The organism is Roseburia faecis, assembly GCF_001406815.1.
In the GTDB taxonomy this organism is placed as follows: Bacteria; Bacillota; Clostridia; order Lachnospirales; family Lachnospiraceae; genus Roseburia; species Roseburia faecis.
Genome location: NZ_CVRR01000008.1, coordinates 66,725 through 91,513, shown reverse-complemented (window position 1 = coordinate 91,513; position 24,789 = coordinate 66,725). Strand labels below are relative to the sequence as shown.

The 24,789-nt window shown below is 44.7% G+C and carries 23 protein-coding genes; 5 read left to right on the top strand and 18 right to left on the bottom strand.

Translation table 11 applies throughout. The annotated features are described in order from the left end of the window. Positions 1-144: 144 nt before the first annotated feature. The 3 genes from M72_RS17050 to xylB form a co-directional block, all read right to left on the bottom strand. The gene (locus M72_RS17050; protein WP_176694762.1) at positions 145-306 is read right to left on the bottom strand and encodes a hypothetical protein; all 162 of its coding nucleotides are present in this window, start codon (positions 304-306) and stop codon (positions 145-147) included. Positions 307-428: 122 nt separating this feature from the next. Beyond that, positions 429-1,913: an L-fucose/L-arabinose isomerase family protein gene (locus tag M72_RS04525; protein WP_022046338.1), complete on the bottom strand. Its 1,485-nt coding sequence runs from the start codon at positions 1,911-1,913 to the stop codon at positions 429-431. A gap of 61 nt (positions 1,914-1,974) precedes the next feature. After that, entirely contained in the window at positions 1,975-3,447 is a 1,473-nt protein-coding gene (gene xylB / locus M72_RS04520; RefSeq protein ID WP_055067341.1) for a xylulokinase, read from the bottom strand. A gap of 277 nt (positions 3,448-3,724) precedes the next feature. On the opposite strand from xylB, the gene M72_RS04515 reads away from it, so the two are divergent. Then, positions 3,725-4,738 (top strand): LacI family DNA-binding transcriptional regulator, encoded by a 1,014-nt coding sequence (locus tag M72_RS04515; protein ID WP_055067340.1) that lies wholly within the window; start codon positions 3,725-3,727, stop codon positions 4,736-4,738. A 28-nt stretch (positions 4,739-4,766) separates the two neighbouring features. Here M72_RS04515 and M72_RS04510 read toward each other — a convergent pair whose 3' ends face one another. The 8 genes from M72_RS04510 to M72_RS04475 all read right to left on the bottom strand — a co-directional run bounded on the left by M72_RS04510 (position 4,767) and on the right by M72_RS04475 (position 12,296). Next, positions 4,767-5,363, bottom strand: a complete 597-nt coding sequence (locus M72_RS04510) for a DUF4190 domain-containing protein (protein WP_055067339.1) — start codon at positions 5,361-5,363, stop codon at positions 4,767-4,769. A gap of 61 nt (positions 5,364-5,424) precedes the next feature. Further along, entirely contained in the window at positions 5,425-5,982 is a 558-nt protein-coding gene (locus M72_RS04505; protein WP_022046342.1) for a transcription repressor NadR, read from the bottom strand. A gap of 19 nt (positions 5,983-6,001) precedes the next feature. Beyond that, entirely contained in the window at positions 6,002-6,862 is an 861-nt protein-coding gene (gene nadC / locus M72_RS04500) for a carboxylating nicotinate-nucleotide diphosphorylase (protein WP_055067338.1), read from the bottom strand. Positions 6,863-6,890: 28 nt separating this feature from the next. Next, the gene (locus tag M72_RS04495; RefSeq protein WP_082413781.1) at positions 6,891-8,249 is read right to left on the bottom strand and encodes an L-aspartate oxidase; all 1,359 of its coding nucleotides are present in this window, start codon (positions 8,247-8,249) and stop codon (positions 6,891-6,893) included. A gap of 87 nt (positions 8,250-8,336) precedes the next feature. Further along, entirely contained in the window at positions 8,337-9,350 is a 1,014-nt protein-coding gene (locus M72_RS04490) for a glycosyltransferase (protein ID WP_055067337.1), read from the bottom strand. Between the two features lie 325 nt (positions 9,351-9,675). Next, entirely contained in the window at positions 9,676-10,812 is a 1,137-nt protein-coding gene (mutY, locus tag M72_RS04485; protein ID WP_022046346.1) for an A/G-specific adenine glycosylase, read from the bottom strand. Further along, positions 10,763-12,070 (bottom strand): alpha-amylase family glycosyl hydrolase, encoded by a 1,308-nt coding sequence (locus M72_RS04480; RefSeq protein ID WP_055067336.1) that lies wholly within the window; start codon positions 12,068-12,070, stop codon positions 10,763-10,765. The genes mutY and M72_RS04480 overlap by 50 nt, the downstream gene beginning before the upstream one ends. A 40-nt stretch (positions 12,071-12,110) precedes the next feature. Further along, on the bottom strand, positions 12,111-12,296 hold the full coding sequence (locus M72_RS04475) for a PspC domain-containing protein (protein WP_022046348.1): 186 nt from the start codon (positions 12,294-12,296) through the stop codon (positions 12,111-12,113). 234 nt (positions 12,297-12,530) lie between these two features. On the opposite strand from M72_RS04475, the gene M72_RS04470 reads away from it, so the two are divergent. Next, positions 12,531-15,020 carry a beta-mannosidase gene (locus M72_RS04470; RefSeq protein WP_055067335.1) on the top strand — a complete coding sequence of 830 codons (2,490 nt, stop codon included), beginning with the start codon at positions 12,531-12,533 and terminating at the stop codon, positions 15,018-15,020. A gap of 131 nt (positions 15,021-15,151) precedes the next feature. Here M72_RS04470 and M72_RS04465 read toward each other — a convergent pair whose 3' ends face one another. Beyond that, complete coding sequence (locus tag M72_RS04465; RefSeq protein ID WP_055067334.1) at positions 15,152-17,161, bottom strand: beta-galactosidase; 2,010 nt, start codon at positions 17,159-17,161, stop codon at positions 15,152-15,154. 191 nt (positions 17,162-17,352) lie between these two features. Between M72_RS04465 and M72_RS04460 the strand changes: the two genes are divergently transcribed. Continuing rightward, complete coding sequence (locus tag M72_RS04460; protein ID WP_055067333.1) at positions 17,353-18,156, top strand: helix-turn-helix transcriptional regulator; 804 nt, start codon at positions 17,353-17,355, stop codon at positions 18,154-18,156. 29 nt (positions 18,157-18,185) lie between these two features. On the opposite strand, the gene M72_RS04455 is transcribed toward M72_RS04460, so the two are convergent. The 6 genes from M72_RS04455 to M72_RS04430 all read right to left on the bottom strand — a co-directional run bounded on the left by M72_RS04455 (position 18,186) and on the right by M72_RS04430 (position 23,058). Further along, positions 18,186-18,626: a hypothetical protein gene (locus M72_RS04455; protein ID WP_022046352.1), complete on the bottom strand. Its 441-nt coding sequence runs from the start codon at positions 18,624-18,626 to the stop codon at positions 18,186-18,188. Between the two features lie 21 nt (positions 18,627-18,647). Beyond that, the gene (locus M72_RS04450; protein ID WP_022046353.1) at positions 18,648-19,088 is read right to left on the bottom strand and encodes a DUF1700 domain-containing protein; all 441 of its coding nucleotides are present in this window, start codon (positions 19,086-19,088) and stop codon (positions 18,648-18,650) included. Between the two features lies 1 nt (position 19,089). After that, positions 19,090-19,434, bottom strand: a complete 345-nt coding sequence (locus tag M72_RS04445; protein WP_022046354.1) for a PadR family transcriptional regulator — start codon at positions 19,432-19,434, stop codon at positions 19,090-19,092. A gap of 134 nt (positions 19,435-19,568) precedes the next feature. After that, entirely contained in the window at positions 19,569-21,380 is a 1,812-nt protein-coding gene (locus M72_RS16270) for a glycosyltransferase (RefSeq protein ID WP_176694761.1), read from the bottom strand. 44 nt (positions 21,381-21,424) lie between these two features. Next, a complete protein-coding gene (locus M72_RS04435; protein ID WP_055067332.1) occupies positions 21,425-22,261 on the bottom strand; it encodes a glycosyltransferase in 837 nt (278 codons plus the stop codon). After that, complete coding sequence (locus M72_RS04430) at positions 22,258-23,058, bottom strand: lysophospholipid acyltransferase family protein (RefSeq protein WP_055067331.1); 801 nt, start codon at positions 23,056-23,058, stop codon at positions 22,258-22,260. Before M72_RS04430 ends, M72_RS04435 begins: the two co-directional genes overlap by 4 nt. A 235-nt stretch (positions 23,059-23,293) precedes the next feature. Between M72_RS04430 and pdxS the strand changes: the two genes are divergently transcribed. Then, positions 23,294-24,172, top strand: a complete 879-nt coding sequence (gene pdxS / locus M72_RS04425) for a pyridoxal 5'-phosphate synthase lyase subunit PdxS (protein WP_022046358.1) — start codon at positions 23,294-23,296, stop codon at positions 24,170-24,172. Between the two features lie 2 nt (positions 24,173-24,174). Beyond that, complete coding sequence (pdxT, locus tag M72_RS04420) at positions 24,175-24,720, top strand: pyridoxal 5'-phosphate synthase glutaminase subunit PdxT (RefSeq protein WP_055067330.1); 546 nt, start codon at positions 24,175-24,177, stop codon at positions 24,718-24,720. The last annotated feature ends 69 nt before the right edge of the window (positions 24,721-24,789 follow it).

Sequence of the window (24,789 nt, the reverse complement as noted above, 5' to 3'; positions counted from 1 at the left end):
AGTCTTGAAAATACTGACTTTTAGCCTCTTTAATACAGAAAAATCCCCGGCAAAAAGCCGAGGACTTTGTCTACAGTCTGAACCGGCATCCGTGATGCCGGTTTTATAATACCATACTTTTTCTTTTTTTGAAAATCTGAAATTTTACTTTGTACCGTTTACCGTCTCCTTCTGTTTCTTAAAATTATTTTTGCCGTTGCATACGGATGTGTAAACACTGTATCCGTCCGCCCCATTCACCGGAGCCGGTATCACAGTTGAACTGTTGTCATTTTCTGTATTGCTGCCGGATGAATTACCTGCCAAATGATTTTAGTTTTCCTGTTTCACTGGGTATCTTTGGGATGAAACTCCCATTTAAAAAGCACCAGCTTAACCTGCAGACATCTACAGGCCCAAGCTGGTGCTTATTCCCATATTATTTTTCTTTATGCGAACGGATTCTCCGTCGGATAAGGCAGAGATGCCGGCTGGTTGTAATTGATGTCCTCCATCGGAACCCCAATATACTTAAATACCTCAAACAGAGCCTTTCCGTAATGTCCGAATGCAACCGCTCCGTGATGCGGATAATTCTTCTCAATCAGAACGTGACGGTAGAAACGTCCCATCTCATGAATGGCAAATACGCCAATGCTTCCGAACGAACGGGTTGCAACCGGAAGGACTTCTCCCTGTGCCACATACGCGCGCAGCTTATTGTCGGAAGTGGACTGCAGGCGGTAGAATGTGATATCGCCCGGTGCAATATCTCCCTCAAGGGTACCGTTTGTTACTTCGACAGGAAGGCTTCTTGCCATGATCATCTGGTTTTTCATCTCACAGGATGCCAGCTTCTTTGAGCAGGTATTGCCACAATGGAATCCCATAAATGTATCTTTATGTGTATAGTCAAACTTGCCCTCGATCGACTCTTTGTACATATCCTTCGGAACGGAGTTATTGATGTCGAGCAGTGTGACAGCATCCTCGCTCACGCAGGTACCGATAAACTCACTCAGTGCGCCGTAAATATCTACCTCGCAGGATACCGGAATGCCTCTTCCGGTCAGACGGCTGTTGACATAGCACGGAACAAATCCAAACTGTGTCTGGAATGCCGGCCAGCATTTTCCTGCAATTGCAACATATTTACGGGAACCTTTGTGCGCCTCAATCCAGTCAAGCAGTGTCAGTTCATACTGTGCAAGTTTCTCTAAAATCTCCGGCTTTTTGTTTCCCTCACCGAGTTCTGCTTTCATATCTGCAACAACCTCCGGAATACGCTGATCTCCTGCGTGGTTGTTGAATGCCTCAAACAGATCCAACTCTGAATTTTCCTCAATTTCAACGCCCAGATTATAAAGCTGCTGGATTGGAGCATTGCATGCAAGGAAATTCGTTGGTCTTGGTCCAAAGGAAATGATTTTTAAGTTTGCAAGTCCTTCTACTGCTCTTGCAATCGGTAAAAAGTCGTGAATCATATCTGCGCAATCCTCTGCATCTCCAACCGGATATTCCGGAATGTAAGCACCGACATTGCGAAGTTTTAAGTTGTAACTTGCATTTAACATACCGCAGTATGCATCTCCACGTCCCTGAACCAGATTGTTCTGGGACTCCTCTGCTGCTGCAACAAACATCTTTGGTCCATCAAAATATTTTGCAAGCATAGTCTCGGAAATTTCCGGTCCGAAGTTTCCAAGGTATACACACAGCGCATTGCATCCTGCTGCTTTAATATCTGCCAGCGCCTGCTCCATATGAATTTCACTCTCTACGATGCAGACCGGACACTCATAAATATCCTTTGCATCATACTTGTCTGTATATGCTTTGATCAGCGCCTTTCTGCGGTTTACGGAAAGAGACTCCGGGAAACAGTCACGGCTGACTGCAACGATACCTACTTTTACTTCTGGAATATTAATCATGATTTTGCCTCCTTGTTATATGTAATCATTTTAATTTTTTGTTAGATACGATGATATGATTTTATTTTGCAAGTTCCAAAAACAGATCCCTGCATGCCGGATAAATCTTACGGAACTTCTGATAACGCTCTTCATATTTTGCTGCAAGCTCCGGTTCCGGTTCTACCGTATCGGTCAGTTTTACAATTGTCTCTGCTGCATCGCGGACGGTCGGGTATTCTCCACAAGCTACTGCTGCAAGCATTGCGCCACCCATTGACGGTCCCTGTTCATTTTCCGGAATATCTACCGGAATATTGAGCACATTTGCCACAATCTTTTTCCACAGCGGACTCTTTGCTCCTCCACCGCAAATACGGGTACGGGCAATATGAATGCCGAGTGAACGTGCCACCTCAAAAGAATCTCTTAAGGCAAATGCCACACCTTCGAGTACCGCCTGTGTCATATCCGCTCTGGTAGTATCCATGGTCAAACCGATAAAAGTACCTCTTGCATTCGGATCATTGTGCGGAGACCGCTCCCCCATCAGATATGGAAGGAAAAATACATGGTTTTCTCCAAGCTTCGTAATATTTTCCTGTTCTGCGCCATAATCCTTTGTGCCGATAATATCATCCATCCACCATTTATTACAGGATGCTGCGGAAAGCATGCAGCCCATCAGATGATAACTTCCATCCGCATGGTCGAACGAATGCAGTGCATTATTTTCGTCCACTCCGAATTTATCGGAAGAAATAAATACGGTTCCGCTCGTTCCCAAAGAAATGTTACATGCACCATCTCCAACGGTTCCGGTTCCCACAGCTGCTGCCGCATTGTCTCCGGCTCCGGCTACAATTTTTACCTGATCCGATACGCCGAGTTCCTTCGCCAGTTCCGGAAGCAGCGTTCCAACTTCCTCATAACTTTCGTATACTTTTGGAAGCCAGCTTGTTTTAATACTGCAGATCTCACACATTTCTTCTGACCAGCAGCGATTCTTTACATCAAAGAACAGTGTTCCGGACGCATCCGATACATCCGTACTGTAATTGCCGCTCAGGCGAAATGCCAGATAATCCTTTGGCAGCATAATTTTATGAATCTTTGCAAAATTCTCCGGTTCATTGTTTTTCATCCAGAGTACTTTCGGCGCAGTAAATCCGGTAAATGAAATATTGGCTGTGTATGCAGAAAGACGTTCCTTCCCAATTACCTGATTTAAATAATCGCACTCTTTTGTCGTCCTTCCGTCGTTCCAGAGAATTGCCGGACGAATCACTTCATCCTTATCGTCCAGTGCTACAAGTCCATGCATCTGTCCGCCAAAGCTGATGCCGGCAACCAGACTCCTGTCTGTACCATCCAGCAATTCCTTTAGTCCATCCATTGACTGTGTAAACCAGTCATACGGATTCTGCTCCGACCATCCCGGTTTTGGAAAACAGATTGGATATTCACGACTGACGATCTTTAAAATTTTTCCACTGCCCTCCATCAAAAGAAGTTTAACAGCAGAAGTTCCCAGATCAATTCCTATGTAATTCATGATAACCCTCAATTCTGAAATGTTAATTTTGTGCTCGTGCACGTTTCTACTCATATCCTACAACGATGCGCTGATATTTTCAACTGTTTTCCGAAATTTTTTCTCTTTTTCGTGATTTCTTCCAAACCGGTTGCACTTATTTTGTGGAAAGCGTACAGTAACTTTCCCCACTCTTGTCGTGCACGCACACATTTTCTGTATTTCAATTGACATTTTACCTTATCAATGCTACCCTTGTTAAGAGTTATTCAGGAAAAATTCAACAAGGGGGAACGACATGGCCACTATAAAACAGATTGCTGAAATGGCAGGTGTTTCTCGCGGTACGGTTGACCGTGTACTAAACAACCGTGGTTCCGTCAATGCCAATACTGCAGCCCGTGTACGTGAAATTGCAGAAAAATTAAACTATAAACCCAACAAAGCAGGACTGATGCTTGCTGCACAGAAAAAGAATCTGAAAATCGGTGTTATTTTATTTCCCGATTCCAATCCTTTTTTCAGTGAAGTCCTTGAAGGCGTAAATGCCAAGGCAAAAGAATTATCTGCCTATAATTTCACCGTTCTTATCCGTCAGGTTCCATTTGATGAGACGGAACAGTTTAATGCCATGGAAGCACTTCTTGCAGAAGGCATCAATGGATTAGTTATCGCACCGTTTAATTCTTTATATATCGCTGCGGAAATCGACCGCCTCACAGAAATGAACATTCCGGTCATTACCGTAAACACCGATATTCTGTCCCGCAGGATCGCATATGTCGGAAGTAATTACCGCCTGTCCGGACAGACTGCTGCCGGACTGGTTTCTCTGATGACATTCGGGGAAATTCATATTGGTATTGTAACCGGTTCGTCACATGTACTCTGTCACTCCGATCGTATCGAGGGTTTCACTTCAACGCTTTCCGAAAAGGGCGAACGTATTCATATCGTGGAAACAATAGAAAATCATGATGATGATAATGAAAGTTATGAAAAAGTCAAAGAAATGCTGGCTTCACACCCCGAAATCAATGTGCTGTATTTTGCGGCCGGCGGTGTAGCAGGCGGATGCCGTGCCGCAGTCGAAAGCGGCCGGATCGATGCCATGCGTATCTTTACTTACGACTGTGTTCCTTCCACAAAAAAACTGCTCGATGATGGCATTATCACTGCTACCATCTGCCAGCAGCCATACAAGCAGGGATACCTTCCGGTAGAATTGCTCTCCCGTTATCTGATTGAGGGCATCTCCTGCGAAGAATTCCACTACACAGACATCGATATACGAATAAAGGAGAACCTGTAAAACAGGTTCTCCTTTTTATAACTCCCGGCTAGAAAGAACTCTTTCCTTCTTCCAGTTTCTGCTCATACTCTTCAAAATACTGATAAAACGGACTGTCCGGGTCCTGCATTTTTTCCGCAATATTCACAGCATAAAGCGAAACGGCAATCCCAAGAACAATCGAAATCACTGCTGTAATAATTCCACCAATCGCCAGCCCCTTTTTCTCGTTCTTTACAATCTGCACAATACCGAAAATAATCGCAAGCACTGCCAGAATATAATTAATGCAGCATGCAAATGTAAAAACAGATAAAATTCCAAGAACCAGTGAGGCAATTCCAAATCCGGTTCCTGTTCCCTTTGCCTGTGTCTGTCCGTAATATGCCTGCTGATATGCATTCGGCTGTGACTGTTCACTCTGATATGCCTGCTGGTACGCAGTCTGTCCATACGCATATGCCGTATTGTCCGGCTGCGGATTTTCCTCTGCCGATGTTGCTCCATAAGAAGTCTCCGGCTGTTCCTGCGTCATCTGTGATGTTTCATTCTGTACGATCTCATTTTCCGGTGCCGTATAATCCTGAAAGTTTGTTTCCTCCGGTGTTCCGGAACCGTTTTCGTTTGTTGTAAACTCGTCGCTCATTCCATCCTTCTCCTTTTTATTCTTTCTCTGACTTCTTATCAATAATCACAATAGTAGTCATTTACTCATTATAATTATTCTGTCCCCAAAAATCAACAGGTTCATAGTCCTGTAGTTTTGCAAGGAGCCCCTTCTTCTGCAATTCCTCCTGAATCATATCCAGAATTTCCACGCGTTCCGCCCGGACCGTATGATAATGGTATCCGGAAGTAACATTTTTCAGCAGACTGGATTTCCCGGAACGGATCTCCTCCATATAATTGCGGATATCCATACGGGATTTGATATTCATCTCTGCCCGAAGCACTCCGTATACCTTATGATATACAAATACATCCTCAACGGTTCCTCCGAGATCCACAATCGTTGTCAGCTCTTTTTCAACCTCATCATCTTCATGCTGTACCTTAAATACACGGGTTGTCTCCTCATCTTCCTGTATCAGATACCCCCGGTTGGTCGAAAATATATTTTTTCCATTTGCCCGAAGAAGTGCAACATCCTGCACAATGACCTGTCTGCTCACGTCAAATTCTTTTGCCAGTGTCGTGGCAGAAACTGCTTTGTCACTGTTTTTTAGTGCCTGTATAATTTTTCCACGCCTTTCTTCCCCGCTCATTTCTGGAATCCCACCTTCTTTAATTTTCTACCGGATGCAGATTTTTCAAAGAAATATCCAGAATCGGAGCCGAATGTGTCAGTGCTCCGCTGGAAACATAATCTACACCAAGCCCGGTCAGTCTTGCAATATTTTCTTTCGTCACATTTCCGGAAACTTCAATCTCTGCCCGTCCGTCAATATAGGCGATGGCTTCTTTCAGCGCATCGGTGTCCATATTATCCAGCATGATAATATCCGCACCTGCCTCCACAGCTTCCTTTACCATATCCAGACTTTCTACTTCTACCTCAATCTTACGGACAAACGGTGCATACTCCTTTGCAGCAGCAATCGCTTCTTTTACTCCGCCTGCAGCTCCGATATGATTATCTTTCAGCAATACCCCGTCGGAAAGATTATATCTGTGGTTATTTCCACCACCGATTCTTACTGCATATTTTTCAAAAATACGATTGTTTGGTGTTGTCTTTCTGGTATCCAGAAGTTTGATTCCGGTTCCTTTTAATAATTCTGCCACGGAATGTGTGTAGGTTGCAATTCCGCTCATACGCTGCAGATAATTCAGTGCGGTACGCTCTCCGCATAAAAGGGTCCGGATATCGCCATGCACTTTTGCCATAAGCTGTCCCTTATGAACTTCTGCTCCATCCTGCACCAAAAATTCAACGGTTGTCTTTTCATCGAGAAGGGTAAACACTCTCTCGAATACCTGTAGCCCGCATATAATGCCATCTTCTTTGCAGATAAGATCCACTTCTCCTGCCTGTGGATGAGGCATGACACTGTTTGTGGAGACATCCTCACTTGTGATATCTTCTTTTAAAGCACTGAGAATCCATGGATCTACATTTAATTTTAAAGTTACCTGATCGTACATCTCTCTCTCCTGATTTTCTTATTTTATTTTATCCGACCTGTGCACACTGCTTGCGAAATGCAACCGTTGCTTTTGTCCTTGCATCTTGTACCTGCTGCATCTTTGCATCTGCCGCGATAATCGCTTCCCGTACATATTCATGATACCGGCTCGCCAGTGCTGCGGCATCCGCATAGATACTCCGGTCAATTGCCGCAAACAGTTCCGGTGCTGTGGAAATCTTTTCCTTCTGCTCACTCATCTGCTTTGCCGCCCGTTTTGCAAATACAAGGCTTTCCAGCAGGGAATTACTTGCCAGACGGTTTTTTCCGTGTACTCCGTTACATGCCGTCTCTCCCACAGCATACAGACGTTCCATGGACGTATGGCTTTCGTGATCTACCCATACCCCACCCATGAAATAATGCTGTGCCGGTACCACAGGAATGCATTCTTTGGTTACATCATACCCCATTTCACGGCAATGTTCCACAATATTCGGGAAATGTTCCATCAATTCTTCTCTTGGAATGGTACGCAGATCTTCCCATACATGATCTGTTCCATCTTTTGCCATCTGCTTATAAATTTCTTCTGCCAGCAGATCACGCGGCAGCAGCTCATTGACAAACCGTTTCATATTCTTGTCATAAAGCTTTGCCCCTTCTCCGCGGACAGATTCCGAAATCAGAAAACTGCGTTCCTCTTCGTCCGGCGAATAGAATGTGGTCGGATGAATCTGTACATAATTCACATCTTTCAAACGGATTCCATGTTTGATGGAAAGTGCAAGGGCATCTCCGGTCAGATGACGGAAATTGGTCGAATGACGATATAATCCTCCGATTCCTCCACATGCCCAGACGGTATGCTCCGCTTCCACCGTTTCAATTGTACCGTCCTCCCTGCGGATTACGGTTCCGTAACAGCAGTTATCCTTCGTCACAATATCTACCATCCTGGTATTTTCCAATATGGTAATATTCGGACACTTGCGGGCAGCAGCAAGCAGCTTGCTTGTAATTTCTTCTCCTGTAATATCCTCATGAAAAAGGATACGCTTGTCCGAATGTGCTCCCTCTCTGGTAAATGCAAGATTGCCATTCTCGTCACGGGCAAAATCCACGCCAAATCCGATCAGGTCATGAATCACATCCTGTGACGAACGGATCATAATCGATACGGATTCCCGGTCATTTTCATAATGTCCCGCTTTCATCGTATCCTCAAAATAACTGTCATAATCACTGTCATCCTTAAGCATACAGATTCCTCCCTGTGCAAGATAAGAATCACTGCTCTTAACATCTGACTTTGTAATAATTGTAATCTGTTTCTCCCGCGGAAGATTTAATGCACAGTATAAACCGGAACATCCGCTTCCCACGATCAGAATATCTGTTTTCATTTTTGCCACCTTCTGTATGAATATTTCAATAGTGTTTGACATGCAGTATAGCACATATCTTTACAGGTGACAAGACAGTTAACCTTTTTAATTAAATCCAACCACTTTTTGCGACAGACGGTATGCCGCAACTGAAATTTTTCTTCCGCTTCTTCCCGGCAGATTCATGGTCTGTCCCATAATGCCGTTGCGCAGGCGGTGAAACAGCCCGATATCCTTGTTTTTGATATACCGCCACAATTCACGCTTTTTCTCAAGGTTTTCTTCTGTGCCGGAACGCAGCAGCATAACCGTCGTGACAACCGTGATAATTTCCAGATAGTTTATCATATAATGCCGGCATTTATAATTGGACACTTTATTCAGATCCACATCGTCAATCATGATCTTATTCACACGGATCTGCTGGTCAATCCGGCTGATCATCACCTTCTCATTGACGGACTGATCCTCTCTTCCGATAAAATAACGGTAAAAATCCACATCCATATAATACATCGTCCGCACATGCGGCAATGGCTTATATACATAAATGTTATCCACATAAAAAGTATGTTTCGGCAGTTCAAGTCCACATTCCCGGAGAAGTTTTGTACGGTAGATCACGGAATGCATCAGTATGTAATGTCCTTTATAAAAATGCCGCACATCACTCCAGGTAAAGATCTGATCTTTCGGAAAACCGGTCTGACGCATGACCCGCTTGTGTTTTGCCCCTTCCTTCTCATATACATAATTTGCCAGAAGCATATCAAGTGCCACACTTCCCCCTGCAATCTCCCTAAGCTTTGCAAGAATCGCCTGATAAGCGTTCCAGTCTACCCAGTCATCACTGTCCACTACCTTAAAATATAAACCGGTTGCATTGCGGATTCCCGCATTCACAGCTTCTCCATGTCCCCCGTTCTCCTGATGAATTGCTTTTACAATCGTTGGATATTTTTCGGCATATTCATCTGCAATCGCAGCGGTATCATCCTTTGATCCGTCATCCACAATCAGAATCTCCACATCTTCCCCTCCCGGAAGAATCGATTCAATGCAGTGACGCATATAATCCTGTGAATTGTAACACGGTATTGTAAATGTTAATAATTTCATATGTTTTCCCTTCGTACAAACCTGCTGAAAAAATAATTGATAGACCTATTATAAATGAGAATTTATAAACAGTCGAGAGATATTATCTTAACATTTGCTTAATCTTTTTCCATTGTTATTTTTGTTCATAATTTATTTACAAATCTCTCATAAACTCCACACACCGGCGTCATAATTGCAAACTATACTTTAGTCATACCTAAGAAATAAACTTTTTCTTTTTCATAATCCTCGCACCGCAAGGCGCGAGGTCCTCCCTTTTTTAGAGATTAATTTTTTCTCATAACACATAAAAAGAGCTGTCCTGTCCGGACAGCTCTTTTGCTTACTCTTTGATTTCCATCTTAATGGCATTCCAATACGCGGAAAAAGCACTGGGAACTGCATAGTTTTCCACTGCTTTCTGTGCCTCAGTAAATAAAATATTTTCTTTTGGTGCCGTAGTTTCTTCTACGAGAACCACATAGGCATGCATATGCCACTCCACATGGGAAAAAATGTGTCTGGCCGGTGCAAGTGCCTGTATCCGTATCGGTGAAAACCCCTGGTTTTTCACATATTCCAAAGCTTCCTGCTGCTCTAAGATACCCGAAACATTTAAAAGTTCATACAGGCCTGCTAAAAGCCCCTTCGCCGGCCGCTTGCGCAATGCCACATGTTCTCCGTCCCGGATGACAAACACCGTGCGCTCCTCGATTCTGCGCGCTTTTGCCCTGGTTTTCACCGGAATCGTGTCAATTTTATCCTGCAGACGTGCCTCACAGAATCCATACCATGGACATTCCGGACAATGCGGTGCCCCATTCGGCACACACACCATTGCGCCTAACTCCATCAGTGCCTGGTTAAATTTACGCGGAATCAGGCCATTCGTTACTTCCGTTTCCATCATCGCCTGCAGGCTGCGCTCCATCGCACTGCGGACCGACTGCTTCATGATATCCGAATCATCTGCGCACACACGGGAAATCACCCGCAGCACATTCCCGTCCACCGCCGGAACCGGCCGGTTATAGGCAATCGAAGCGATCGCTCCTGCCGTATAGCTTCCGATGCCTTTCAGGCGAAGCAGTTCTTCCACCGTATCCGGAATTGTCCCGCCATACTGCTCCATAATCTGTTCCGCTGCGGCATGCAGATTCCGGACACGGTTGTAGTAACCAAGTCCTTCCCACAGTTTCAGATAACGATCCTCCGGACACGCGGCAAGCGCCTCCACATCGGGAAGCGCCTCCATAAACCGTGCAAAGTAAGGTTTAACGGCTTCTACCCTTGTCTGCTGTAACATGATCTCAGAAATCCATACTTTATATGCCTTCGGATCATCTCTCCAGGGGAGTACGCGGGCATGCCCATCAAACCAGTCCTGCAATGGCTTTACCAGCTTCTTTAATTCAAAATCCGCTACCATATTACACCCGCAGGAAAAACGCACGATATCCCGGAATCTCAAATCCACCATTCAATGCAATTTTTTCTCCGGTGATCAGGTCGGTGGCTTCCGCTGCTCCGGCATCAAATCCTGCATAAAACGGACTGTCTGCCGCATTGACCGCAACGTAGACGCGTTCCCCTTCCCATTCTCTTTCAAACACGCACTGTCCATTGGTCAGAACTTTAGATATAAAGTTTCCATACTGCAGTGCTTTGGACTGTTTCTTTGCCTCTGCCAGTTTGGAAATCCACTCTGTCAGATCATTCCACTCCGGTTTCTCAAACGCTGGACGAAGTGCCGGATCTCCATCTTCTTTGCGTCCTTCTGCACCCCACTCACTTCCGTAATATACGCATGGGATTCCCGGCATCCCAAAAGCAAGCGCGTAAATCAGCGGCAGATGATTTTTATTGGTCAGAATGGAGGCCACACGGGTCACATCATGATTATCCACGAAAGACAACAGGTGTTTTCCCTTATATAACGTCCAGTTTTCCGGTCCGAACTGACGAAGCAGGGAATGATTGATCTCAAACATGTTCATGCAGTTAAAGCTGGAATACAATCCCTTGTAACACTCATAGTTCGTCACCGAATGCAGCATTTCATCGTTCATCAGCTGGTTATAATCCCCATGCAGTGTCTCTCCGACAAGGAAAAAGTCTGGTTTTAATTCATTACAGAAACTGCGCAGTCTGCGCACAAAATCATGATCCAGACAATATGCCACGTCCAGCCGCAGTCCGTCAATATCAAATTCGTCTACCCATCCTTTGATGGCAGAAAAGATATGCTGGATCACCTCTTCATTGCGCAGGTTCAGTTTGACCAGATCATAGTTTCCTTCCCAGCCCTCATACCATAAGCCGTCATTGTAGTTGGAATTTCCGTCAAAGGCAATGCGTCCGAACCAGTTCACATAAGGGGACTGCTCCCGGTTTTTCAAAACATCCTGAAATGCCCAGAACCCTCTTCCCACATGGTTGAATACACCGTCAAGTACCACGCGGATTCCTTCTTTGTGCAGATTGTTGCATACATTTGCGAAATCCTCATTTGTACCCAAGCGGGTATCAATCTTTGTATAATCTCTGGTATTGTATCCATGTGTGTCCGACGCAAATACCGGAGAAAAATAAATGGCATCGGCCCCTAATTTTTTAATATGAGGAATCCAGTCATTTACTTTTTCAATTCTATGTTCCAGCACACCGTCATTTTCAAATGGTGCTCCGCAGAACCCAAGCGGATAAATCTGATAAAAAACACTTTCGTAAGCCCACATATATTTATTAATTCTCCTTTCGGTTTTCTATCATTTTATGTTACATTTCATCCGGCATGATAATGGCCGCAATGATGTATGCAATCAGTCCACTGCCACCCACAAGTGTAAAGATCACCCAGATCAGACGAATCACGGTCGGATCTACGTCAAAATAGTTTGCGATTCCGCCACATACTCCACAAACCTTTTTATCTGTACTGCTCTTGTATAATCTTTTCTTCATAGTATTTCCCTCTTTTCTGAAAATCTGCAATTGTCAGGATAGTTTCAGTATACACAATCCCGAATAAAATTTCCACTGTCCCTTCAACTGTTCATGCCTGGTTAAGAAAACTTTAAGGATTTTGCAAAATCAAAAGAATGCATAACAATTTGCAAGATAGATAGATGTTGTATGAACTGTTCTGTGATAAAATCAAGAAAATAATGAAAAGATTACCAAGAGGGGAGATATAACATGCAAACCTGTACTTTAAACGGAACCTGGCAGCTTTCTGCCGGACACCGTTCTTTAGAATCTGTAGATATGCAGATTCCCGGCACTGTACTTTCCGGGCTTCTTGCCGCCGGAAAAATAAAAGATCCATTTTACCGTACCAATGAGGATGCTACACGCGCATTGTTCTGGAAGGATTATGTTTTCACCCGGACGTTTGATGTCGATGAAGAACTCTTGGCCCAACAACATATTGTTCTGGTGTGTGAAGGACTTGACACACTTGCGGAAATCAGCATCAACGGCACATTCCTTGCAAAAACAGATAACATGCACCGTACCTGGAAATTCCAGGCAAAAAAACTTCTGCACCCCGGAAAAAACGAAATTCAGATTGTTTTTCGTTCTGTGCTGCGTTTTATCGAAGATTATCCTTATGAAGCCCATAAAAAAATCAATTATATTCCGTGCGGCTCCATGAAAGGAAACCAGCTTTTGCGCAAAGCACACTCCATGTTTGGCTGGGACTGGGGTCCACAGACCATCGATGCCGGAATTTTCCGGGACATTTATTTGCAGGGATATTCCCATGCCAGAATCGAAGACATCCGCATCCATCAGCAGCATGCCAAAAACGTTTCCGTCCAGACATCCATAACACTTTCCGAATCCGTTCCGGGACAAAAACTTTGCGTGGAACTCTCAGAAGACGGTGCAGACAAACCGCTGCAGACGAAACTGTGTAAAACAAATGCAGACGGTGTGGCAGCGGTGGATTTTGTGATCGAAAATCCAAAACTCTGGTGGCCGAATGACTATGGCGATCAGCCTCTTTATATCGTCAGGACCACTTTACTGGATGAGGACGGAACAAGCCTGGAATCTATCACCAGACGGATCGGTCTGCGCACATTAACGATCAGCCAGGAAAAAGACGAATGGGGAAATGAATTCGCCTTCTGTGTCAATGGTGTCAAAATTTTTACCCGCGGGGGAAACTATATTCCGGATGACTGTCTGTACACAAGAATTACCGAAAAGAAGCTGGATTATATTCTGGAAAGCTGCCGCAGGGCACACTTTAACTGCGTCCGTGTATGGGGTGGCGGTTACTACCCTTCCGATGCTTTTTATGATCTCTGTGATGAAAAAGGGCTGATCGTATGGCAGGATCTGATGTATGCCTGCAATGTCTACGATGTAACGGACGCGTTTGCCGAAAACTGCAGGCAGGAGACCTATGATAATGTGCGCCGTCTGCGCCACCACGCCAGCCTTGGTTTATGGTGCGGCAACAACGAAATTGAATCTGCCTGGGATCACTGGGGCGATTTCCAGAAAGAAACTCCTTATCTTCGTGCCGATTATATCAGATTGTTTGAAGAAGTCCTCCCGAAAGCCGTACAGGAGGCAGACGGTGAAACCTTTTACTGGCATTCTTCCCCGTCATCCGGCGGCTGTTTTGACAATCCGGATGATGCAAACCGCGGAGATACCCACTACTGGGATGTCTGGCATGGACAGAAACCATTTACCGACTACCGCAAATATTTTTTCCGTTTCTGCTCCGAATTCGGTTTTCAGTCTTTCCCATGTGCAAAGACCGTCAACAGTTTTACTTTGGAAGATGACCGCAATATTTTCTCCCGTGTCATGGAAAGCCATCAGAAAAATGATGCGGCAAACGGTAAGATGCTCTACTATCTGTCCGAAAATCTGCGCTATCCAAAAGATCTGACACATCTCCTGTATGCCAGTCAGGTATTACAGGGTATGGCCATCAAATACGGTGTGGACCACTGGCGCCGAAACCGCGGCCGCTGTATGGGAACCCTCTACTGGCAGATCAACGATGACTGGCCGGCACCTTCCTGGTCCAGCATTGATTATTTTGGCAGATGGAAAGCCCTGCATTACATGGCTCAGAAATTTTATGCCCCACACGCGGTCAGTATGACGCTGGAAGATCACAGGTGCCACGTATATTTTTCCAACGAATCCTTCGAAACCACAGAGTATTCTCTCACCCTGTCCATTCGTGACCTGTCAGGGAATGTGCTGGAAACATACGAAACCAAAGGGAACTCCCCGGCCTTTTCCGCTATCGAAACAGCAGTTGTCGATATCTGTTCCTGGGAAGATCAAAAAGACGATGTATTTTTGGAAGCAGTGATACATACAAAAGATCAAAAAGTGTTAAAGGATGTGGAAACACTTGTGCCGTATAAATATTTAAATCTTAAAAACCCGGTTATATCCACGGAAGCAAAAGAAACGAATGATGCTTTTATCCTGCACATTTCCAGTGACTGCTTTGCTCCGTTTGTCGCTTTGGATTTTGACGATGCAGATGTTATTTTTTCTGATAACTTTTTCCACCTGACGGATAAAACGGTACAGGACATCATTGTGAAAAAAGAAGACATCTTACAGGGACATTTTGAAAATGCCGAAGATTTCAGGAAACGCCTTCAGATTCTGTCTCTGGGCACTTCCTATGCCCGTTCCTGAAAAAATGTATTTATCCACGTATCACAAAAAATAAAGTGTGCGCTTGTCGCACACTTTCGCGCGCGAGCGATATGTTCAACATAAACTTCAGCGCCGGATCCACTTTCTCGGATTCCGGCGCTGTCTTTTGTTTACAGATGTTCTTCCAGTAAAAGGACATCCCATTTTTTCAATTTCATTCCGTGTTCTGTCATCTTTTGGCTGATCATGTCTTTCTTTCCGGTCAGACTCTCCGGCAGAATCTGCTCCTCATCCGTAAAGTTCATGACAAAATAGAATCGCGTGGTATCACTGACGCGTGTGACAACTTCAAGTCCGGTTTCTTCCGGGATAACGGATGAAACTCCGGCCTCCTGGACTGCCTGATCCAAAATCTTTGCAAGCCCTTCTTCCTCAAACCGGGTTGCAATATAATATGTGGTACCTTTTCCGTATGTATTCTTCGATGCTGCCGGCATTCCTGCATAGAAATCTTCCTCATAAGAGGCAAGTGCTTTCGCACCCTCTAAATGCATCAGATCGCACAAAAGACCGCATGCTGCTGTACTGCCGTCTGCAAACTTTGCCTTATTTTTCTGTTCCGGTGCAAGGGCATCAATCTCCTCAACCCATACCCCCGCCATCTCGCGGAGCGGTCCCGGATAACCGCCCAGATATACATTATCCGACTGTCCGACAATTCCGCTCATAAACGTAGTAATCAGAATACCGCCATTTTTCACAAAATTCTCCAGCGCTTCTTTCATTCCATCCTTTACCATATAAAGCACCGGTGCCACAACAATCTTGTATTTTGAAAAATCCGCATCCACAGGAATCATATCCACACCGATATTCTTTTTGTAAAAATACTGATAGTACTGATGAATCTGATCCACATATTTTAAATCCTCGGACGGACCGCTGGTGTACTCCAGTGCCCAGTAATTATCCCAGTCGAAAATCAGTCCGACTTCCGCTTCATTGCGTGATCCCAAAGTACGGTCTCCAAAGCTTTCCAGCTCCGCGCCAAGCTGAGCCACCTCACGAAAAACACGGGTATTTTCACTTCCTGCATGTGCAATCACAGCGCCATGGAATTTCTCACATCCGCCCACACTTCTGCGAAGCTGGAAAAACTGGATCGTGTCTGCCCCATGTGCCAGTGTCTGATAACTTTGTGCCCGCATCTGCCCCGGACGTTTCAGGGAATTGTATTTCTGCCAGTTCTGCTGGCTTGGCGTCTGCTCCATCAGCATAAACGGCTCATCTTTTAAACCGCGCATCAGATCGTGTGTCATGGCAATGCTGCTCCACGGAGTATCATAGGAAGGATAATTATCCCAGGATACAACATCCATCTCTTTTGCCCACTTGAAATAATCAAGCCCCTTGAATGTTCCCATCAGGTTTGTGGTAACAAATGCATCCGGCTTGACACTCCGGATCGCGTCGCGCTCCATCTTGAAGCATGCTAACTGGCTGTCCGAATAAAATCTGCGATAATCAATGGAAATACCTGCAAAAGCAGTCTTTTCACTTCCGATTCCGTCACTTAACGCATTTGGCGGTACCACATCATCCCAGTCGTAAACGGTATGTCCCCAGAATTCCATATTCCAGGCCCTGTTTAATGCATCAATTGTCTTATACTTATCTTTCAGCCACACACGGAATGCCTTCTGACAGTTCTCACAGAAACACTCGTTTCCATATTCGTTGCTGACATGCCAGCAGGTCACATGTGGATTGTCTGCATAGCGCTCTGCCAGTTTATATGCCAGTTCACGCGCATAATGTTTAAACACAAAAGAATTCGGGCAGGCATTGTGACGGCCGCCAAATTTGTGCTGTCTTCCTTCATAATCAGTAAACATCACTTCCGGATATTTACGCACCATCCATCCCGGAAGGGCTGCCGTGGAAGTGGCAAATACGATATCGTAATTTTCTTTCGAAAGCATATCCACGATCTCGTCAAGCTCATCAAAATTATATTCATGCTCCGATGGCTGGATCTTTGCCCATGAAAATACATTGATTGTCGCGGTATTGATGTGTGCATCCTTAAAAATGCGCATATCTCCCTGCCAGATATCCTTCGGCCACTGATTCGGGTTGTAATCTCCTCCGTAGAGGATTCTCTTAAAATGCGTGCTCATAGTTTTCTCCTTTTCTTTTCGATTCTGAATTTATGTCTCATTTTTTGTTTTCGTTGATTTTTCCCTATTATACGATACAATCTTTTATATTTGTATAACATGATAAACCAATTTATATAACATTTTGAAACTATTTCTTTTTCTGTTGAAATATGCTATGATGCCATAGAAAAAAGAAGTGGAGATATCTCATGGCAATCTATTTCAGCAACACGCTCAGCAAAGAACCATTCCAGTTTGATTCCGTTGGAAACCACTGGCTGCAGGAAGCGCTCAGCCGTCCACAAGGTTACCCAATCTATCACTATTTGCAGACAGAAGAAGGCTGTGGCATCTTCACAATTGACGGAAAAGAATATTTTTTGCCTGAAGATCACGGCATTCTGATCACACCGCATGTCCCACATGCTTACCGTGCAGCAGACACCTCTGCATGGATTACGTGTTTTGCAACATTTGGCGGTACAATGGAAGCACATCTGCCACAGATTCTTGGCAACAACCGCATAATTTTTACAGAAAAGGAAAATGCTCTGGAAATCAAAGCTGTGATCGACCGTGCTGTAGCACGTTTTAAAACAGCACCAGTCAATACACACCAGCTTTCCTGCGACTGTTATGCACTGCTGCTGCAGTTTTCCAATGGATTTTTCCACGCAAATACCAGCGATCCCCTGTGGGAAAAATATGTTGAGCCCGTATTGCGGCTGATCGAAACACACTATATGGAAGACCTGACCGCCGAAAAGTTATGCCAGCAGGTCTATGTATCCCCGCAATACCTGTCCCGCCTGTTTGTGCGCTACCTAGGCTGCTCCGTCTACGAATATTTAACAAACTACCGGATCACCAAGGCAAAAGAACTGCTGCTTATGCGCCGTGACCGCAAAATCCAGGAGATCGCACACGATGTCGGTTATACAGATTCCAGCCATTTTATCGTGATGTTTAAAAAACTTACCGGCATGACACCCTCACAGTTCCGCAGACAGTAAAAGGAACAGCCGGAATTGCTGTCTTTGCCTTATTCTGCAAGGAATGATAAAATTTTGTCTTTTGTGGTCAGTATGACCGACATGTGCCCGGTACCATCTTCATACTCGCGTGTCCCATACACGCCATAGTACGATGCCGTTCCCTGATCCGGAACGAGATGCAACATGTAGGTATCTTTCGATTTTGTACGCGACAGTGTGTATGTTCCCTTCCAGATTTTTTTGTTTTCAAGATTTTTGCACCGATAGGTCTGATCTTTTTTAAATGTCAGAACGACCTTGCTTTTGGAAGGATCTTTTGCGTAGGATGAAAGCTCGTTGCCGTCTAAATCCGCTTCTTCCTCCAATTTCCATGTGACCGCTGTCAATTTTGGCTGGCTTTGTTTTCGGACTGTCCAGATTGTAACAATTCCAATAAAAACAGCGAAAAACACAACAATTACTGCTAGTTTTTTCTTTATGTGTTCCATTATTTCTTAATATTCCTCTCCTTATTTTTTCTTCTTTCGTAAAAGGAAAACCAGTGCAACCATACAAATGACCGCCAATCCCCCAAAAATCTCGCTGCTGTTTACCGGTGACGAGTTTTGCAGCACGATCATCGTCATCGCATCCCCACCGCCAATGGCATTTTTCGGCATCCGAAACCGCAGACTTTCGCCCAGTGCATACAGACAGAACAGTCCACCCACCGCCAAAAACACTACAGCAACTTTTCGTTTTCCGGACAGCGGCATGGTCTGTCTGCCACAGCCGAGCGCCTGTGCATACGCCTGCGGTTTTCCGAGCTGTTTTATGATCTGGCTTTCGCTTTTTCCATGCTCTTTTCCAGAATCAAAAATCTCCTGAAGATCCCGCACGATCTCCTCTTTTTCTTTCACGGAACAGTCCAGTTGTTTTTTTACTTTCCGTATATAGGTTTCTCTGTTCATATTACGCATCCCCTTTCATAAATCCATCCACACAATCCTTGTAGTTTTCCCAGAAATTTTTCATTTTTTCGAGCATATCTTTTCCCTCTCCGGTAAGCGAATAATATTTTTTTTCGCCCCCGTTTGCTTTCGCCGGCACCAGGCGGTACTGGATAAGTCCTGCCTTTGTCAGACGGTACAAGATCGGATAAATGGTTCCCTCTTTGGCAAATGCAAAGATTTCACCACCCTGTTTTTGTATTTCCGTCAGAATCTCATAACCGTATGTTTCTTTTTGGGCGATCAGCGAAAGCAGGATCATTTCGTATGCGCCCTTTTTAAACTGCTGTATATACTTTTCTTCCATACCCATCCCTTTTCTTTTTATTTAGCGGTGCTATTTAGCATTGCTAAGTAGTATAGTACTCTCACACTGCTTTTCTGTCAATCCCATTATGAAAAAACCGCCGGAGGCATCCTCCGGCGGTCTGGTATCTGTTCTTATGCGATATTGGTCGGTTTTCCCACATACTGCACTGCTTCCGCAGTATCGTATACTAAAGGAATTCCGTAAAACTCTTCGTAAATCTGTTTCCATACAGCAGCATTTTTTCTGCGCATCGCATCCACATTTTCTGCCTGTGTTTTCTGTGGGTCCGGATAAATCGGCTCTGCAATGTGTATTGTGTATTCCTGCACATAAAAGCCATCATCGCCGAGGATGTCGCTGTCTTCCATGGTGATAAAGCAAGGCAGCACCGGCACATGGTTTTTGGCGGCAAATGTATAGGCACCCTTCTTTAACGGCTTCGGTTTGCGGTAATTCCACCACATACTCTGCTCCGGATAGACCAGCATGAAATCTCCGTGCTGCAGCACGGTATCCATGGAACTTAAAAATTTCTTCATCGTATCGCGGTTGGAACTCAGTGGAAACGTGTAACAGTTTCGCATGAGCATTCCGTAAAAGCCCGGAAAATTCGTATAATTTCCTTCCCGGATCACACGGTAAAGCCGGCGTTTTTTGCACTGCTTTGATTTTTCATAGGCAATCTGCATGGCAAAGCTGTCAAATGCATTAAAATGATTACAGGTAATCACCGCACCGGAAGTCAGTGCATCCATATGTTCCGTTCCAATGACATCCTTGATGATCAGCTGTTTATTTTCAATGATCTTGTTTAAAAATGTCCGCGCTACTTTGTAAGTCAATCTTGTCTTGATACGGCTCTTTAATTTTTTGCGCAGATAATCGATCTCAGACGGCTGAAGCTCACGGGTAGGCGGATCTTCCTCCACATCTTCCCCAAAACGCCCCTCTCTTTCGTACAAAGCAATTTTTTCAAGTACTTCCAGGCGGTCTTTGGACTTTAATTTTCCTGCTTTCACCAGATTCAGGTAATTATTTTCCTTGGCGATCTCATCCTTTGCGGTCTGCATCAGACGGTCACAGGACTCCGCATCCCGCTTTCTTTCTTCGTCTGTATAGCTTTCAAGCACCTTACGGATCTCGGCATACACACTGGTCTTTTGTGCGCTCTCCCAGAAATATTCCTGCAGGCGGCAGTCATTGTAATGCCATGGCTTCGAGACCATAATATAATGCAGCACACAGATTTCTTCTTCGCGGCACGGGATCTGACCGAATACTTCCACATTCCACTTCTGCGGCAGCCAGCACACCTTGTTGTGGCAGATCAGATTCAGATAATCTTCATCCTGTGTGACCACAAAATTGTACATCGGGAGAAGTTCCATAAACTGCTCTAACACGTGATTTTTACGAAACTGTTCACAGTTTATCACAAGCATACCGGCGTTGAAATAATTATCACGTTCTACCCCAAGCACCTTCTCCACATAAGTGCCGTATACCTCTTCCTGAATCATCACCTGTTCCCTGCACGCTCCCACATAAGCATCTCCAAGATCATAAGCATACAGTTGTGCAATATCCCCCAGCACGACCGTATCGCTGTCGATATAGATGGCTTTGTCTATTTCCGGAAACATTTCCGCGATAAACAGACGAAAATATGTTGTTTTGGAATAATAATCCCGAAGTGGAAGTTTCTCCTGTATGGAATGTAAATATTCCGTCACATGATCAAACTGCACAGAAAAATTCGCATTCTCCATAGCATGCATCTTCTTTTGCATTTCTTCCGAAATATTGGTATGAAGTACATGAATTTCATACTGTGCCTCTTTGGATGCATGATCCATCATCGACTGCAGTGAAACCATCGTGTATTTCACAAAATTATCATCACATGCGTAAAACACCGGTATTTTATTCATTTTCTCTTTCATGCTCCTTCTCCTCTCCTGCATCCGTTTCATCCGGATGCAGCAATTTATATGTGTTTACTTTTTTCATAAATATATTTTAAGTACAGATACTCTTTTAAAATGTCATCAAATGCATGGTAATGAAATACCGTATGCACCCGCTCTACCTCCCATTGTTTGATGTTGTCCGTATGCGGATACGGCAGATAAAACAGCCGTCTGGAAAAATGTCTCACGACGGTATGTTTATGTAAAAATTTCTGATCATTAAATTTCTGTGGGAGCAGCATTTTCGCACGCGTACTGCGAATAATCGCGCTTTGGTCCGCAAAAATGAGTTTTTTTGTCTGAAGCAGCTTTCGTGCTTTCATAAACAGACCGGTTCTTCTGATATTTTTCATATTAAGCAGCAATACCCCCGCATTAATATAATCCGGAGAGATCAGATACTTGCCATAATGATCCCTTGCCGCGGCATATTCCACGTGTGACACATCCTTGTCATACAGCAGCCGGATATCTCTCTGAAACAGAATATCCGCATCCAGATACAACAGTTTATCCGGCATTCCCGGCACCAGATCTGCCAGCAGGCGCAAAAGTGTATATGGCGAACAATAAGCACTTTCATTCGGACATCCTCCGAAATAACGCTCATATAATACTGTTACATCCACTGAAATCACCCGGTTCTGCGGATGAAATTTTTTTGCAACGCGCTCCAGAAAATCTGTCATATCTTCGCTGATCGGCGTATATTCCGGTCTGATCCGCGTCATGTCCATTGTGAAAATATAAAAACAGAACGGATCTGTTGCATGTGTTCTTTTTAAAACAGACAACATGCATGTAAGCACACCATCAAATACTTTACTGTTTCCACAAAAAAGAATATTTCTCATATGAATGATTTCTCCCTGTCAGTGTCTTTTTTTATATAACGGATCATTTCCATATTGCTGTTTTGCGCCCGTTTTCCCATGGCTTCATACACCTGATCCCTCAGCTGCGTTTTTTGCAGTTTTGCAGGCAATTCTGCATCCGGATAAAATGGCCCATCCAGATACGTTACGATCTGCGGAATGTGAGACTTTCCCCTGCGCTGATAAGTATTGGTCAGACAGAAAACCGGAAGTTTCTGCTGCACCGGATAGCGGAATGATGTATCAGGAAACGGCCGTATTCCGGTATAAAACGGCCAGATATGTGCTTCCGGATAGATCATAATACAATCTCCACAATCGGTATGCCAGGTCAATGCCTCCAGAAAATGTTTCATGGCACCTCTGTCATCCGGCAGCGGAAGTGCCCCAAGATATGGTGTAATCCGCCCCAGCACCGGCATGGAAACATTATTCGGATGCACAATCACCGCCGTTTCCCGCGGATAATTTACCAGCGTTGGTATCAGCGCATCTGCCAGAAAATGTGTATGATTCCCATACAGATAAAATCCACTGTTTCCGGCCTGCTTTAACACTTCTTTGTTTATTATTTTATGTGAAAAATGCAGTTTCATGTAAAGGCGTGCAAGCGGAACTGCAACTATGCCATACCAGAATCCATGCAGCATCCGTTCCAGAAGACGCACCCGGATATACCGGTAATCCTGTCCAATATGTTTTGCTTTAATATGATCTCCGGCAAACTCGTCATGCAGTTCATCCTGATAATAAATCGTGCGCTGTTTCAGCTTCATCCCGCCTCCGTTTTCTACTCCTTTTATGTCACACATCATATTACACCATTTGTCATCGCATGTCTACTATATTATATAGTTTTTATTACTACATCATGTGATTTTATATCATTAAACGTTGTTTTGTCGTTCTGGTCTTATAATAAATATTTGTTTTGGCTATTTCCATATATCCAATCAAGTTCTATAATGACCGGCATAAAACAAATTTTTGAAAAAAAGGAGAAGAATACCGATGAGCACAGCAGAACAGTATGAATTAAATAAAAACCTTGCACAGATGTTAAAAGGTGGCGTAATTATGGACGTCACCACACCGGAACAGGCAAAAATTGCAGAAGAAGCCGGCGCATGCGCCGTCATGGCACTCGAACGGATTCCTGCCGACATCCGTGCAGCCGGCGGCGTTTCCCGCATGAGCGATCCTCAGATGATCCGCGGCATTCAGGAAGCCGTATCCATCCCGGTTATGGCCAAGTGCCGGATCGGTCATTTTGTAGAGGCACAGCTTTTAGAGGCTATCGAGATCGACTACATCGACGAGAGTGAAGTGCTCTCTCCTGCCGATGACGTCTACCATATCGATAAGCACCAGTTCAAGGTTCCGTTTGTCTGCGGTGCCAAAGATCTCGGTGAAGCACTCCGTCGTATCAGTGAAGGTGCATCCATGATCCGTACCAAAGGAGAACCTGGTACCGGTGATGTCGTACAGGCCGTCCGCCACATGCGAAAGATCAACAGCCAGATTGCAAAAGTTGTCAGCCTGCGGGAAGATGAACTTTTCGAAGCAGCAAAGGAATTACAGGTACCGTATGATCTGGTTGTCTATGTCCATAATAACGGAAAACTTCCGGTGGTTAACTTTGCTGCCGGCGGTGTCGCTACCCCTGCAGATGCTGCTTTAATGATGCAGCTCGGAGCAGAAGGTGTCTTTGTCGGTTCCGGAATCTTTAAATCCGGCAATCCTGCCAAGCGTGCAGCTGCTATCGTAAAAGCCGTCACAAACTATACCGATGCAAAACTGATCGCAGAATTATCTGCCGGGCTTGGAGAAGCCATGGTCGGAATCAACGAACAGGAAATCGCCTTACTGATGGCAGAAAGAGGGAAATAAACATGACTGTTGCAGTACTTGCCCTGCAGGGTGCATTTATCGAACATGAACATGTATTGGAAGAACTTGGGGTAAAGACCGTGGAACTGCGTCAGGCGGCAGACTTAGACCAGCCGTATGACGGACTGATCCTGCCGGGCGGGGAAAGCACTGTACAGGGAAAACTTCTCCGGGAACTTAAAATGTTTGATCCCCTGAAAAAACAGATCGCTGATGGAATGCCGGTGCTTGGCACCTGCGCCGGGTTGATCCTTTTAGGCTCCCCGGAACATTTTGGCACAATCCCGATGCAGGTAAAAAGAAATGCCTACGGCCGCCAGCTCGGCAGTTTCCATACGAAGGCAGAATTTAAAGATCTCGGACTGGTTCCAATGTCTTTTATCCGCGCCCCTTATGTAGAGAGTGTATCGGACGGTGTGGAGATTCTCTCAGTAGTCGATGACCATATCGTCGGTGTACGCTATGGAAATCAGGTCGCAATTGCTTTCCATCCGGAACTCGACAGCGATCGGAAGATCCATCAGATGTTTTTGGATATGATCAGCTAAAAACAGGGAGAATGCAGCATTCGCTGCAATCTCCCTGTTCTGTTATCTAAATCTGATTCCGTTTTTTCC